Annotated in this window: 10 protein-coding genes and 1 pseudogene; 1 reads left to right on the top strand and 10 read right to left on the bottom strand. The window is 51.4% G+C overall.

Annotated elements, in window-relative coordinates:
- Positions 1 to 534: 534 nt before the first annotated feature.
- From RYA97_RS01080 to RYA97_RS01045, 8 genes and pseudogenes are all read right to left on the bottom strand, one after another.
- Complete coding sequence (locus RYA97_RS01080; RefSeq protein ID WP_316891733.1) at positions 535 to 2,595, bottom strand: AIPR family protein; 2,061 nt, start codon at positions 2,593 to 2,595, stop codon at positions 535 to 537.
- The gene (locus tag RYA97_RS01075; RefSeq protein ID WP_316891731.1) at positions 2,595 to 3,611 is read right to left on the bottom strand and encodes a PD-(D/E)XK motif protein; all 1,017 of its coding nucleotides are present in this window, start codon (positions 3,609 to 3,611) and stop codon (positions 2,595 to 2,597) included. The genes RYA97_RS01080 and RYA97_RS01075 overlap by 1 nt, the downstream gene beginning before the upstream one ends.
- Positions 3,601 to 6,363 carry a Z1 domain-containing protein gene (locus RYA97_RS01070; protein ID WP_316891729.1) on the bottom strand — a complete coding sequence of 921 codons (2,763 nt, stop codon included), beginning with the start codon at positions 6,361 to 6,363 and terminating at the stop codon, positions 3,601 to 3,603. The genes RYA97_RS01075 and RYA97_RS01070 overlap by 11 nt, the downstream gene beginning before the upstream one ends.
- The gene (locus RYA97_RS01065) at positions 6,364 to 7,878 is read right to left on the bottom strand and encodes an ATP-binding protein (protein ID WP_316891727.1); all 1,515 of its coding nucleotides are present in this window, start codon (positions 7,876 to 7,878) and stop codon (positions 6,364 to 6,366) included.
- The gene (locus tag RYA97_RS01060) at positions 7,856 to 8,287 is read right to left on the bottom strand and encodes a very short patch repair endonuclease (protein ID WP_316891726.1); all 432 of its coding nucleotides are present in this window, start codon (positions 8,285 to 8,287) and stop codon (positions 7,856 to 7,858) included. The genes RYA97_RS01065 and RYA97_RS01060 overlap by 23 nt, the downstream gene beginning before the upstream one ends.
- A gap of 2 nt (positions 8,288 to 8,289) precedes the next feature.
- On the bottom strand, positions 8,290 to 9,816 hold the full coding sequence (locus tag RYA97_RS01055) for a DNA cytosine methyltransferase (protein ID WP_316891724.1): 1,527 nt from the start codon (positions 9,814 to 9,816) through the stop codon (positions 8,290 to 8,292).
- A 97-nt stretch (positions 9,817 to 9,913) separates the two neighbouring features.
- Positions 9,914 to 10,096 (bottom strand): methylation-associated defense system helix-turn-helix domain-containing protein MAD1, encoded by a 183-nt coding sequence (gene mads1 / locus RYA97_RS01050; RefSeq protein WP_316891722.1) that lies wholly within the window; start codon positions 10,094 to 10,096, stop codon positions 9,914 to 9,916.
- 143 nt (positions 10,097 to 10,239) lie between these two features.
- Positions 10,240 to 10,431: pseudogene (locus RYA97_RS01045) on the bottom strand (ATPase); the annotation flags it as partial.
- A gap of 431 nt (positions 10,432 to 10,862) precedes the next feature.
- Between RYA97_RS01045 and RYA97_RS01040 the strand changes: the two are divergent.
- Positions 10,863 to 11,438, top strand: a complete 576-nt coding sequence (locus RYA97_RS01040; protein WP_316891720.1) for a Bro-N domain-containing protein — start codon at positions 10,863 to 10,865, stop codon at positions 11,436 to 11,438.
- Positions 11,439 to 11,490: 52 nt separating this feature from the next.
- Here RYA97_RS01040 and RYA97_RS01035 read toward each other — a convergent pair whose 3' ends face one another.
- Complete coding sequence (locus RYA97_RS01035; protein ID WP_316891718.1) at positions 11,491 to 11,781, bottom strand: hypothetical protein; 291 nt, start codon at positions 11,779 to 11,781, stop codon at positions 11,491 to 11,493.
- A gap of 357 nt (positions 11,782 to 12,138) precedes the next feature.
- Positions 12,139 to 15,255, bottom strand: coding sequence for an autotransporter domain-containing protein (locus RYA97_RS01030; RefSeq protein WP_316891716.1), 3,117 nt, complete (start codon positions 15,253 to 15,255; stop codon positions 12,139 to 12,141).
- Positions 15,256 to 15,352 lie beyond the last annotated feature (97 nt).

Raw genomic sequence — 15,352 nt, 5'->3', positions numbered from 1 at the left:
AGAACTCTACAACTAAAGCCATACAAGCTTAGAGAGCCTAAACTTTAACACCACCAAAAATATCAATTCTCAAAAAATCATAACCTTTATAAAAACCAATAAATTATTAAAAAATTAAGAACCATGAAATATCACGCATCTTAAATTCAAATACCCCCACAACTTCCGCCACTTAGAGCTTTAATCCTACAGAACCTCAACAACGCCATTGTAATGACCTAATAATTCCGGACACTCATTTAGGCGAGAACATCGCCACATAGAGATGTCTGATGCCCCAATAACGCTGCACCTTCGCCACTAAGTTCAAACATGAGGCCGCGGACCTATTGCTCGATCAGTGCTATAGCCGTGTCGAAGCCTCGCGCTCGCTTGAGATAATCGAGTCTACGCTACGTTGAGGATGAGCCAGCTCCAGCAGGGGCGCAATTTCGGCCACACCAGTTCATGATGGCCCTACACCGCTCAATACGAAAAGACATAACTTCGTATCTAGGATAAGTTAAACACTACAATCGTGCCCTCGATGTTATTTTATGCATCATCGATCCCTGCATCTTTTTGCTCTTTAAAACCTAGGCGCTTTACTTCCTCAAGGATGACTGCACCGTGTTTTGCCTGCTTAATACTTACATTACCCGATGTACCCACCAGCCTACCTATCGAAAAAGCAAGACTTCTCTGCCAAGGCTGGAGATTATTTGTTTCCTTTGACCACTTGGCAATTTGATACCACATGTCAGCGCGAACGTCTGTAACGGATGTGATTAATTGCTGCTCATTTTCATTAGGAGCACTTACGCCTTGATTTCCTTTCAACGAACCCGTTTTTCTTGAAAAATCGATAAGTTCTTTCCCTAATGCGGAGCCAATATTAAAACTTGAACCCCTGATCTTTTCCCAGCATTCTTTGCGCTTACACCACTCAGTAACATTCTTTCCATTGGGCGGACTTACGATGATACGGTGCACGGCCATTGAGACTTCTTGAATAACATCATGAAGCACTGGTGAAATATCTTGGTTTTTCCAGATACCGTCGAGATCTATGCATTGAGATGTACGATTGGATATCCAAGCTATTGTATATGTAACAATGTTAGCCTTATACCCACCAAAACTTTTTTCACGCACAATGCGGTCAGCTTTATTAAAGATAATAGCCTTGGCTATCAGATGCTCAAAATATCGTACGTCAACGTCAACCCGCCCACGCTCCTTAAGCCTGATGGCAAAATCATTAAAGTTTTTCTGAGCCCCTAAGCTGACAACGTGTGGAAGCTGCATCCAAGTATTTTCGTATTTCGCCAAGTCAGTTTTTGTAAATTTTTGACGTGTGGGGAACGTCGCGTCAAACTGTCGTTTTCTGGCATGCGTTCCTTCTCTCGCTTTGGCGTCGAGATACTGCCCTCTTGCCCGCTCGTAAAACCATTTGGATTGCTTGCTGGAACCGTCTACTGCTGGTGCCCAGACAGTTCTGGAGAGCCCTTCAATTTCTACATGGAATGGATCATTAGCATAAAAATCGGCGTCGTTGACTTTATTCTGGCTGTTGGCAAACCGGGAGATCAGCGGAACAATATGCTCAAGCTGGTCTTCAGGAATGACAGATATTTTTGCTTGAACAAAAATCCCTTGGAGGTCAGCTTTGTCTTTCTTTGCCGTGTAGTAAAGGGAGGCAGTAGTCTGGCCTCCATTCACAATTTGCAGGTTACGAATCTTTGTAATTGACAAGCCATCCTTGCCGAACTCAATATTATCTGCAGTGGCCGACACTCCATTGTTGTAAGCAAAAAAGCGATGAGGCTCTTCCAGAATAGTTTTTCTAATCCCTTTATTGACATTACCACGGGCCTGTAAAAAAGACCTGACATTACGTTCAAGAAGACGTGGACCGTACTTTTCATAGATACCAGCTAGAACGTCCCCGGGAATTACTGCGAGATAGCCTTTATAGTCCGAATTTGGATCGGCCAGAGAAAGACAGGAAATATTCTCTCCGAACTCTTCCGTAAAATCAATCTCGATGGGTTCAAACTTCTTTCCGGAGGTGGCAAGGCGATATAGCCGTGCAGCATCCCATACATGCAGTGTAACTGAGATGTCTCCACCTTCTTCCGGGTGAAAGATATCCTGATTCACGACTCCATCCGTCAAGAGAAAGATTCTACAGCTGGCGAGGCTATCCCTTAGCTCATGTATTCGCTGAAAGGCGTCGTAGCTTTCCGACGACTCTTCAAGGGTGCTGTGAAAACCAGTCAAGCCCTTGCGCAGACAGGTTTCGGCCTGCCTGAAAGCAGCTTCGCACTGCGCTTTTGTTACAGTAACGGGGGGAGTCTGCTGATTGAATAAAGCTACAAAAATATCTAGACCATCCTCATCCTGGTTTACGTTGTAACCATTCAGCTGCATGCCCCGAGATTTATAGAAGCATATATTTACGTCTTCGACTTCACCTGCTTCAATTAGGTAGTCAGCAACCGTTCGCGTGAACTTATCTATCTTGAAGCCGCCGTATTCAGAATCACTTGTACCTGCTAGGATATCCTGTATGAGATCCTCACAGAATGAATTAAGTCCCTCCTTTTCACTCATCAGCAGGCCTCCTTAATCAACAAAGCAAGCTCAGATAAGGGAATCTCATAGTTCTTACACTGCGCGACTGAAATTGAATACTTGACATCGCCAACACCTGCTCGAATCTCATTTTCGCGAATTCTCGGAAAATCTTTCTCCACAAGAAATACTGCAGACTCCCTAGTGGCGTATCCAGTAGAGTCATACTTGCTTCTATGCGAGTCTATATACCCAGCTGCAATCAGCAGATTATTAAACTCAGACAACGCTCCAGTATGAAGAGAAAGGCGGGCGCGTATGTCATCTACCAAGGAAGGCAAGGTATCAGACCCTCTTTCAATGAGTGCGACTGAAATATAATAAAGATAGAGCTTCCCCACGGTTGTTTCGTCAAGCTGCTGCTCGCTTGTAATCTGGAGCTTCTGGTGCTGTTTCGATGCGCTGGTTTTTATCTCTACAGCTGCGTGTCCAAATTGAAAATCGTGCTGTCTGCTTCTGGGACCAGTCCATGAAATTACTGCTTTCTCTAAATTATGGGCTGAGCCAAAAGCGTGATTTTTAAGGAATCGGAGTTCGCCGTACAGCCCTCTCTGTGCCTCCTCAGACAGGCCATCATCTCCCTGCTTTTCAAAAAATGCCTGCCACAAGCGTACACGACTGAGAAAGCCAGCAATAACTTCTCTTTGTTTGGTGAGTGCATGAAGCTTGCTGTAGATGTCGTCCGCTATAGAGGCGAATATATCGTTGTACCCCACAGCTGAAGAGAAAAGTATCAGGCTCGCGTGGTTTGAAAGTATTTCATCCCCCGTAATCTGAACAGTGAAATACAGTCCACGAGACGCAGGGATGATTTCTGGTAACGGAGCGCTGTCCCTTGGCACCTCAAGAATGAAAGTGCGCAGCATTCCTGGAGCTCTAACGCCAATGAACATGGGGCATATGGCATTCAGGCCGATTAGGCGCTTGGCAGTACCTGGCCCGATCTTGTTGAGCGCGGATGCATGAAGGTCGATCCATAGATCCTTAAACATCATCTTCGTCGTCCCCATAACGATCAAGCCAGTACTTAGTGTTGACCTGATATTCGACGGTAGTTTTGCTGCTGCTGGCAGGGAAGCTCATGGCCATGCCGATGATGGGCATGTCTGTGAACCGCTTCCCATCCAAAAGCACATTACTGGAGTCCAGCGGATAAATCAGAAGGAGCCCTCGCTCAGGACTTCTTGCTCGACGGATGAAGGGCCCACTTGGCGAAGTGGGCTGTACCTTATGTCGTGTTTCACCTTTTGCCCATGAGCCAATCGTGGCATTCAGAGCTGCATCGAATTGGAGATCGGTGAGATCTATATGCTGGTCCTCAGGACTAATGAGGTTGGCATTACGCAGCCAGTAAAGATCTTTATCTGACTGAACCTCATTACGCTCGATCAGTCCGGTCTCATGCCCGCCGATTGGTAGACTGGTCTTGGCCGTGCCACTCGATATCAGAACAACTGTCCAGCCCTTAAGCTCTCCAAAGTCATTGACCTTCTCGATGTATTTGCTGATGAGTTCGGGGTCAGCACCGCGCGAAAAGGGATGTATTTTAAATCCAGCCAGTAGTTTGTGAATTAGATCTGGTTTGACGTCGTTCCACAGGTAATTATTCTTCTTCTGAGCACTGAATAGGCCAAGACCGCTAATCCATTCATCGACTTGTCTGAAGTTATTTGCCTGTGTGTTTTTATTTTTATCAAAAACTATCGTTTGAGCCAAGCTGTCGGAAAATGTGACCTGCATTTTTTTGCCGCTTCTGATCTTGTTAGCGGCTGTAATACTCAGCCCATTGGCATGCGTTCTGACTTTTAGACCGTAAGCCTCAGGATCAAGATTACTAAGCTCCATAAGTTTAAATTCGCGCTTCAACTCTTCGGTTGCTACTGCGATATGCTGATACCAGCCTTCAATTTCTTTAGTAGTATAAAGACGGCACAAATCGAGATACCCTGGTCTATATCCGAACCAGCGCCCCATCTGAAGTAGGGTGTCATAGTTTTTGGCCGGACGGCTATAATAACTAACACTCAGCCCATCAAGAGTAAGACCTCGTGAGAGTTTGTCACCTCCAACTGCGATAACATTCAGTCCTTTGGGATGCTCCGCATAGTCAAGTACACCTTCAGCCAAGCCATTAATACCTCTGACCTGGACTTTCAGTGCAGCCTCTGTAAGCTCTCTAAACACCTCGCTCCACTGGATCGGAGTTATAAGAGAATCACCCGTCAGCTCAATAATAGAAGAGGTTTTTTTGACAAAATCATCTTCCCAGAGCCTCTTCAATTCTGCGAGAAGATCCTTACATTGCGGCCCCGTATTAAACTCCAAGGTTCTTTGAATACTGACAAGCTCATCTCCAACTAGGCCAATGACCTGTTCTTGGACGTCATTGAATCTGGTGACATGAATAAGCATTGTGTTGTGAACATTCTTCTGTCCCCTGACTCGGCGGGCAGCGCAGGACAGAATGAACATCCGGATCGCCTCGATCATCGTGTAAGGAAGGCAATCTACCGGAAGATTCTTTTTGTGTTTGGCAGGGAAAAACTGCTCGGCATCTTCGGCGTGTTTGATCAGTGGAAGGCTCTTATCTACGGAAGCCAGGCCGTCGATGCTTTCTGAAAGCCCAAAAACTTTGGTCGCCCCGATATAATTATCCGGCGGATTGATATAGTAAATAAAATTTCGTGGGAACAGATCCTCGCCATATTTCGATTTCTCACTCCCATCATCAGGTGGCAAAATAAAAATATTAGCGAAAGGTGTGGCTGTATACCCAATGTATGAACTCTGGGAAAACGTCTTGAGTATTTTCCTAATAGCTTGGTTGATTGTAGTAGGGTCTTCTTCAGGATCTTTGGTGTTTACGGATGCGTTATCAGCTTCGTCATCAAGTAACAGCAGAGGAATACCGTTAACAATTTTACCCCCTGTTTCGGGATTGGTTTGCCCCTGCCCTTCGACCCAAGTCAGTATTCGGTTGAGAACGGATGTGTTTTTTTTGACGACAAGAAGAAGAGGATTCCCTCCCAACTGGGAGTTTGTGCCCTTCCTAGCCCTGAAATCACCACCGTGAGCACTATAAGTAAGGGGTTGAACAATCAGTTGTCCATGGTCTTCAATCTTTCCTACTCCAATGCGGCTTCCGTTCTCATGAAACTTTCCGATTTCACTTTCAAAACCAAGAAATTCAGCATCGAGTCGGGATTGCGTCTGGCTGCGGAGGTCATTCGTCATACCAGCCATCACAATGACGAGCTTGTACCCGGCATCTACGGCCTTGCAGATGAGCCCAGTGTAGTTTGCTGTTTTTCCTGACTGTACATCACCGACAACCATTCCGCGCCGGTCCCATGCACCTGACTGCGCAGGGTTTCCGATGTCACCCAAGGTAGCATCTGTGACTTGATCCAGTTTTCCGGTGACAACAGAAGACCAGCTCTTCTCTTCTTCCAGATACTGGCGATAACGCTTCCAGAACCCCCAGCTGATCTCGGTTTTACGTTCTGGAAGCCAGTTTTTATGTTTTTTGTCACGCAATACAGATGGATCAGGCTGCCATACGCTGACCTGACTGGAAATTTCCCGAAACAGCAGATTGCGGTCAATTTCCTCAACCAGTCCTGCCGCTTCAAAAGCGTCGAGTAGAGCATTAATTTCTTTTGAGATTTGTTCAGAAGTGACGGTCTCTTCTTTTCGAAGCCTTTTCATAACCGTTGCCTTGACTTCATCGTATCCGTACTTATCCATCTAAATACCTCCTTCGGGCTCTTCTCTAAAGGCTTCTACAAACTCAGGTGTCTGGCTGAATGGCTCCATCGTTACGAGACGATCAAATATTTCTTCCCGGCTGAAGCCGTTTTTCTGGAATGAGCTGTAAATCTTCTGCAGGAGAGGCCTTACCTCTGAGTATTTTGCGCCCTCCAGCGGGCCGCCCATCCTGTCTGGCTCTTCAGAACTGGTGATTATAATATGGGACGCAGGAATGGTCTCCTCCAGCAGGCGCAGAATGGGCTCAATTTTGTCGGCCCCGATTTCGCGGAGAGAAGACTTAATAAGAGGGTGCTCACGGTTTATCTCGTAGAAATATTTTCCGTGCCTTGTCTTCTGCTGCCAAAGAAAGACATGGCCCTGAGATGACCTTCTGGCAATGACCTTTCCTCGATGGCGATATACCTGAACAGCCTGCTCTCGCGTCAGTTTGGCAATTCTCTTCAGATCTGCTCGGAGATAGCCAGGAGGTCTGGCCCGAGATTTCTTAACGTCTATCTGCCACTCATCATCCATGCTGTTGGGCAGGTCGATCTGGATTCTTGCAAGCTTATGGTGCTCTTCCTTCTGAAAACCGAGCCCCAACCAGTCACCAGAAACGAGGAGACGTTCATTTCTATAAATATAGAAGCCCTGCTGAGCATTCCAACCTTGGGGGCCCGAAGCCGCGCGGTGCGTATCCTGAGTCAGCTTAGATAGGTGCGGAAGCACGTAAGGAGTGACGGAGAGCTGTGCGCCATTGCAGAAGAGCTTTTCCGAGGGGAGCTCCTGAGTTGCCTTTTCTCCCTTCAGGAATGGGTTCCATCCTTCAATCCTGCGGCCATTAATGAAGATGTTAATGCCGCCCCGCTTTTCCAAGTAACGATGAAATACCATTGCAAGATGCTCTTTGACTTCTTCAATGGCTTCAAGAAAACGCTTGTAGGCCTTATTGTCATCAGCTCCCGTAGAGCCGGTAACGCGATCCATCTCTTCCCATAAAACTATCGTGCCCTGCTGAGCTATCTGCTCTCCCACCTCCATGAGCCGGTCTCGGTTAACTTTTTTCAGGAGACGCCATTCCCCTGCAGAATTGATGTAATCAAGATCCCAGCAGCGAGCAGCAGAGGTGCCGGTTTCTGTCTTGGATATAACAGACATTCGCCTGCATTGAGAGAATGAAGCAGTCTTGAGCCCCAGTCCAAACCTGCCAAGGTCTCGCGGCTCTCGGTCCTCTAGCGGGCTTTTTGAGCCAGGCCTCATCGCCGCCACCAACTCATTTTCGGTCATTCCTCTGCCATCATCTCTAATGGATATAAAGGATTGAGCACCATCCCACTCAAACCTGATACAAACGTTTTTTGCTATGGCAGAAATGCTGTTATCTACAAGGTCAGCAACAGCAGTACGCAGACTGTATCCGAAGGCCCTCAGTGACTCGACGAGAGCAGAGGGCTCTGGCTGTGCCACATCATAATCATCCGGTGACAGCTCAATGTCGGGAGCTCTTTCCATTTTCACCCAAGAACCCTCTCAGCAGGTTTTCAATTATATCGCTGCTTTTTGTTTCGCACTCCCAGATTATGAGGTGTCTCCAACCTAATTCTGAAAGTTGTTTCTTTACTACTTCGTCACGACGAACATTTGCTTCAAATTTTTTTGTCCAGAACTCTTCTCTGGATTTTGGCGTATACGCAAATTTGCATCCAGGATGCCTGTGCCAAAAACAGCCATGAACAAAAATAACGGACTTGAACTTGGCTAATACAATATCTGGCTTTCCCGGCACGATTGCGCTATGCAGTCTGTATCGATACCCCATTCGAAAAAGTACTTTTCGCACTGCCAGTTCCGGAGCGGTGTCCCGTGACCTGATACGGGACATATTCCAACTGCGCTTTTGGCTGGTCAGCCTGTCTACCATTGTTAGTCCTTAATTCTTTCTAGAACATCTCTAACTATAATTGCAATCTTTAAGGCTAGATATGCCGGGACTGCATTCCCAACCTGATGATACTGCTCGGTTCTCGGACCTTCGAAAAAGTAGTTATCCGGAAAAGTCTGTAGTCTGGCTGCCTCTCTGACCGTAAGGCTTCGGCACTGAGATGGATCATAGTGTATGAAATAATGTCCATCTTTTGATATATGAGAAGTCACGGTTGTTGATGGCTTATGCGCAAGCTGAACCCTGAAGCGGTCATTAAACATTTTCCCGCTAACGCCAACTTTTACGTTTTTATGATTGGGCAATAGAAGCGTCGGAAAATCCGCAAGCACAGGAGAGGTTCCGAATGTTTTCGCATAGGAGGCTGCGAACAGGTATCGGTAAAGATCATCTCTCATATGAGAGCGCGCATCATGATGGGTCAGCGTCATAAGCCGGTCATCCCCATACCAGCTGGTCATTGTCTCTGGCATTACGTATCGATTCGAGCATTTTTGCGATGGGAGGCGCGATGTCGGAGAAACGTAATTTTTCATTATTTCTGAAACAGCATAATCTGAGCCGGTAGACATTTTGTACCAAAGTGTCGTGCTTGCCGACCGAACTATCTGCTGCCACCGCTCTGCGCTGTCCTCATCCTTTGTCACACCGCTTCGAAGGCGCGGCAAACCTCCGATAGTGGCTTGAACACTTGGAGATTCTCGTTTTGTCAGGATCTCTGGCACTACCTTTATATCGTCACGAATCCCAATGATGAAGATTCGGTGTCTTGCCTGCGGAATTCCATACTCTTCAGCTTTGACGAGAAATGAAGCGGGGTCAGCTCCTATACTGAACTCACCTTTTTCGCTGAGAGAGTAGAGGCGATATGTAAGCCCGTTATCACTTTTCCCAATGGCGGATTTTGGATGCGTCAGATCGCGCAGAATCTTTTGGATTACAGGCTCGCCTTTTACGTTTGCAGAAAGCAGCCCTTTTACATTTTCCATCACAAACACTGGCGGATTGTGATCAACAATGATCTTCAAATACTCACGGTACAAAAAGTGTCTTTTATCGTCTTCAAACTCAGGAGAGCCACTCATCCTGGAGCGCCCGACGAGAGAGTATGCCTGACAGGGAGGACCACCAATCAGGACCCATTTTTTTGTATTTCCTAATCGTGTATTTATAATTTTTTGAACGGTATCATGGTTTTCTGGCCCGAGGGAAATGCAAAGTGCCGAACCTTCAACTTTTTTCCATTGTTCTGGATATGCTGCAATCAGCTCTTCTTTAGTTAATTTTCCGCTAATGTATTCATAGTACTCTTTCGGAGCCTTACCTTTTCCAAACAAGCGGAAGAAATGTCTGAGCGTGAGGGTTTTATGGGCAACCTCGTTATGCTCTATCGACACAATGCTGTGAAACGACGAAACCCCATTTCCATTGTGCAGAGCGGAAAAGCCTTCCCCCAGCCCACCAGGACCGGCGAAGAGATCAACTATTGGGTAAGAAATGTTAGTCACTCTCATTCCATATAAATCTTTAATTTTGTCCGACCATAGGCTCTGCAGTCTGGCCTGATCGGCTTCCTCACCGATACGTCACCTAGCGAGCTTCTGATCAAGGCCGCCTGCTTTCGGTTTGCTGATCAATCCAGTTCTCTATCGCCTCTTTTCTGAACCGCCAGCTACCTCCCACTTTGAAGCCGGGAATCTTTCCCTCAGCGGCAAGCCGGTAGGCCGTCTTCTCCGCGAGTTTGAGGTACTCAGCGACTTCTTTAAGGGTCATTATCTCTTCAGGCATCCCATGCGCCTCTATTTTGATAATTGAGAGAATAGAGGAAAATCGGGAAATGACCAATTATAAACGTGAACCTCTGCGCCTCTTGGCTGGGTTCTCTAACGTGATGACGATAGGGAGCATTTGAGCTAGCCAGATCAAGCTGAAGCCCTGTTAATGGTCACAAAGCGCACGTCACCTGCTGCAAGCAGCTCGTCAAACCGAGCTTTTAACGCTGATCGGCTACCAGCATTCTTAACAAGAAAAGGCTGATCAAGGATCTGCAACGTCGCTTCGACTGTGGCGTAGGTTTTCCCCGTACCGGGCGGACCGAAGAAAATCTGATTGAGCGAAGGCATTGCCGAACGTCCTTGTAGGAAAAGTCCGACAACAGTATCTAGATTGCCAGCATGGGTAAAGCGAAGCCTCGGTGGTGTCGTATTTATGTAGCAGCCCTGAGAATGCGACGCAGAGCGTCGCGAACTGCATTCCCACGCGGAGCGTTGGAACGATATGGGTTGCTGAGCCCGATACCTCGCCTGAAGATCGGAATTCCCTGACATCCCCTCCCTCCCCAGTCCGATATCGACACTTTGCCAGCGCCGGTATGCTATGCGCCGGTGCCTAAGAAACACCCAACGTAGATGCAGTGAGTTCATGCATAGCTCCAGATTCCAATCGTTCTAATTGAACGGAAAATCTCGGCTTTGCTGATTCGCTCAGTTGGGTTTTCTTACGCCCGCTCTACGTTGGTCTTTAACGTCATTTCAGTTCATACGTAGAGGTCAGCATGTTAAGCAATCTATTTCGGGCAAGTGCTCGTCAGCCGCACGAGGTGTGTGTCGGTTTAAACCCAACCCCCTTCCACCGCCACAACCGCCAACTCCTCGCCCTCCTCCTCGAAAACCAGCCCTGGTTCAGCGCCCGCGATCTCGGTCGCATGATCGGCTGGCCGTTGAACGAGCGGACGCTGCGCAAGCTGGACGCAGACCAGCACCAGATGATCACGCTCGACCTGCACGGTGAAGCACAGCCAGAACTGATGGTCAGTGAGTCGGGGGCGTACGCGATGATGGTGCATCACTATCACGCGGAGAATCGTGGGTTGCGGCAGTGGATTACTAATGAGGTGGTGCCTGCGTTGCGGGATGGGCAGGTGCCGTTTGATGACTGCACGCCGCACCTGAGCATGCTGCAGTGGCCGGGGTTGTCGGTGAGTATGTTGCACTGGCACAGCGAGCCGTGGATACGGTTGCGAGATATGCCGATGCTCTTGGCGCATCCGCAGATGCAGGTTGATGCGCGGCCGCACCGCTTGGCGAAGTCGTGGTGGCGGGCGGTGTTGCCTGTCTCTCGGTTGGGTTGAATGTGGCGTGATGGTCGTGACGCTGAGTGACGACCATCGTGTTTTTACGGAATCAGTCTTTCAGGCGGCGTCGGTAGTCGCTGATCATTTCTTTGGTGACATCTTCCTTGTAGCAGATCGGTGCGTAACCGCCTTTGCGGCTGTACGCGCTGCGTTTGCCGCATTGGCTGCCGTTGCGAGCGGAATTGTAGGGGCACGGACAATTACCGGGGTAGCTGTCGATGGATTCCTGGATGATGGCTTTGACGATTGAGGCGTCTGTTACCTGGGCTTCTCTGGCGTTTGCGGAGAAGGCACAGAGGAATGCGAGTATGGCGACGAAGCCTGTCCTTGTCTTTTTCATGGCTATTCCTTAGCGAGTGCAGACGAGTGTCTGTTGCAAGGTTTTACCATGATGGTAATGAGCCATCAAATTTTGTTTATTGAGGCGATCTGGGGAGGCATGGCTAGGCTGAGCCTGAAATTTGGTTCGCAAATGATGTACCGCATACATAGGTTTTGCTGCCGGTTCCCGGCAGATCGCGAACAAGTTCGCTCCCACGCCCTGCGGGCAGAAGCTTGGACTTATGAGTGATCCAGCATTCGCGTGAAGGCTTGGATGTGACGCAGAGCGTCACGAGATGCGTGCCAACGCGGAGCATTGGCACGATAGGTATTTCCGAGTGCCTGCGGGGCTACTGCACCCCGCAGGCATCCTCCATCAGAACTGCCAATCCAGCGACAGACCCACGCCGTGGGTTTTATCCCGTGCACCGAGCAAGCCGTTGTAGTCCAGGTTGATGCGTGCATCCTTGCCCAACGCCAGGCTGGCGCGGGCGCCGACTACAGCGGCGTCGCGGTCCATGGAGACGCTTTGTACGTTGAAGCTGTTGCCGGCGCTGGCGAAGGCCAAGTGTTGTTCCGACGAGGTGTCGCTCAGGTTGTGCTGCCAGCCGAGAGTGGCGGAGACGTCGAGTTTTTGTGTGTCGTTGAGGTTGAAGCGGTTTCCGGCGCGCATGCCCAGGGTCGAGAGCACGGTGTCGCGGGTGTCGTCGCTGCCTTTGAGGGCCGTGGCGCCGCCTTTTTCGGTGAAGCTGTCGCTGTCGAAGTGTACGTAGGCCAGGTTGGCAAATGGCTCCAGTGCCAGCGGTTGCAGGTTCAGGCGGTAGGCGGCTTCGGTGAAGACCTGGCTTGACTGGGCGTCGCGCTTGACCTTTTGACGGTCGGAAAACGCGCCGAATTGCAGGTCGCGTTTCACGTCGATGCGGTGCCAGCTGTGCGACGCGCCTGCGGTGAGGCGCAGTGCGCCCTGTTCGTGGCCGATGTAGGCGCCCAGGTGGTAGCTGTCTGCCGAGGCCCGCGAGTGGGTGTCGTCGCCGAGGCTCAGCGAGGTGTCGCTGTAACCTGCCATCGCGCCCAAACGGGTGTGTTCGCTGATCAGGCCGTCGACGCCTGCCAGCAGGCCGCCCAGCGATGAGGTCGAGCTGGCGCTGTCGCTGCTGCCGCTGTTTTTGCCCCATGCGCCGAGCGCTTTGACCCATACCGAGTTATCTTCAGTGCCCGCTGCTGGCTGGTCGTACAGCCCTTCGACGCGCAGGCGATCACCCACGGCGTCGCGCAGTTGGCGGCTGTCGTTGATCAATTGCGTGGCGATGGCCGGGTGCACTTCGCCGGACAGTTGGGTGAATGCGCGACGTGCGCTGGCAGTGTCCTGGCTGAGGATGATGCTCTCATAGACGGAGTTGCCCGCACTCAGTTGCTCAATGGCCTGGGCCACGCTGCGTTGATTGGACGTTTGCGCCGCGCTGGCGAAGCTGTCGCCATTGCGCTCCAGGGCCAGGGTTACGCCAGTGCCGGTGTAAGCCAGGTTGCCGTCGAGGAATGCGTAGTTATCCGTCACCGAACCAAACTGACCCTGAATGCCGCCAGACGCTTGCAGTACGTTGAACTGCTGACCCAGAACGCTGCGGGTCTGGCTGCTGCTGAGCAGTGCGGGATTGTCGTTTTCCAGAGACAGGGCCATGTTGGCACCGCTCACAGTCGCGGTGCCGCCGACCACGATGCGGTCGCTGGCAGTGGGCGAGAATTCAACCGCGTAGGTCGAGCCCGGTGCCAGGTTGAGGTTGCCCGCCACTTGCAGGGTGCCGATGGAGTTGCCCGGCGCGACGGTGCCGCCACGGTTGGCGGTCAGCGACGCGACGCTGCCATTGCCGCCCAGTACGCCGCCGTTGTTGACGGTGACCGCAGAGGCCAGCGAGCCGTTGATGGCCAGGCGTCCTTGATTGACCAGCGTTGGGCCGCTGTAGCTGTTGGCCCCGGTCAGCACCAGGGTGCCGATGCCTTGTTTGGTCAGGCCGCCATGGCCGGAGATGTTGTTGCTCCACACGTCCAGCCCGCATTGTGGCCCGGTGCAAGTGCGTTGGGTCGGTTTGCCTGCGTCGACAATCGCACCGACGCCGGGCAAGTCCACAACGAACTGGCTGTCGCCGTAGGCGCCGTCGATACGGAATTCGGCAGGAATATCTGCCTCGGTGACGAACATGCTCGGGCCGTTGACTGCCTTGCCGAGGTTGATCATGCCCCAGCCGTATAGCGCGTCGACGCCCGGTGCGCCAAGGTCGGTGGCGGTGGTTTTCAGCACGTCGGCGACCTGCGCGCCGGTCATGTACGGGAAGCGCTCCATCAGCACAGCCATACTGCCTGCGACGTGAGGTGCGGCCATCGAGGTGCCGTTCTTGTTGGCCCAACCGACGGTCAGGTCTGCAAGGCTGGTGCCGTTGAGCACCGAGCTGTAGATGCGCGTGCCTGGTGCCGAGACGCAGAAGCTGGCGGTGTAGCCGCAGCGTGACGAGAAGGTGCTCAGGGTGTACGGCGTGGTTGCAGCTGCGGCGGCGTCGGGGTTTTGTTGCAGGGCGGCGACGGTCAGCCAGTTGGGTGCGATTTCCGGTACGAAGTAGCCGAGCCCGGCCATCGCGTCCGGGTTGTTGAGGTTGTAGTCGTTGCCCGCGGCGAAGATGGTCACGACACCGCTGCGTGCGGCATCGATAGCGCCCTGATACGCGCCGCCTGGACGGGTGCCGAGGATCTGGCGGATCTGATCGAACTGCACTTGCGCGTCCTGCACGGTGAAATGCGGGAAGGCCGGGTCGCGACCGCCCTTGCTGAAGCGATCAGTAATGCCGATGCCCCAGCTGTTGTTGATGACCCGCGCGCCGCTGTTGACCAGCGCGTTCCAGCCAGCCTGATACACCGCGCCGTCGTTGCCCAGCACGATGCCGTCTTCCGGGCCTGGGTCGCCGTTGTCGGCGCTGATGATTTGCGCGTTGTAAGCCACGCCATGCATCGGCCCGCCATCACGATCGCCACCGGCGATGCCGCCCACGTGGGTGCCGTGGTTCCCGAGTTTGCCGCCGGAGTCCAGGCTCGGTGCGCCGTCGTAACGGAAAGCGTCGCCCGCCTTCACCGGGATATACGGGTCGGTGTATTCACGGATACCGCTGGTGACCAGGTTGATCACCTTGTTGGCGCTGGAAAACTCCGGATGCGGGGCATAGACCGGCTGGTCGAAGATGCCCAGTTTGATGCCCTTGCCGGAGTAACCAGCGGCGTAGGCTTGATCGGCATTGATCGCGCCCAGCCCCCAGTCGGCGTTGAATTCGGCGCTGCGCCAGCTGGCAGCATTGCCGGCCTGCCCTGCTTCCACATAGGGTGCGGCATGTGCCACGCCCAAGGTCGCGAGGTAGCAGGCCAGTGCGCCGCAAGAGGCGCGGTTGATGGCGCGAATGGCCTGACCGAGTGGTTTGACAGAGGTGTGTCGGGTGGTGGATGCATCTTTCATGAAACGACCGTCCTTAGTTAACGCGCACGAATCTCCGCGCGCATGCATCTGCATGCGCGTCGTTCTTTTTGATTGGGGGGTTGGTTTGAGGGTTGGT

It is taken from the genome of Pseudomonas syringae group sp. 26L6 (assembly GCF_032587815.1).
Classification (GTDB): Bacteria; Pseudomonadota; Gammaproteobacteria; order Pseudomonadales; family Pseudomonadaceae; genus Aquipseudomonas; species Aquipseudomonas amygdali.
The sequence above is the reverse complement of the archived record's forward strand: the minus strand, read 5'-3'. Positions and strand labels throughout refer to the sequence as shown.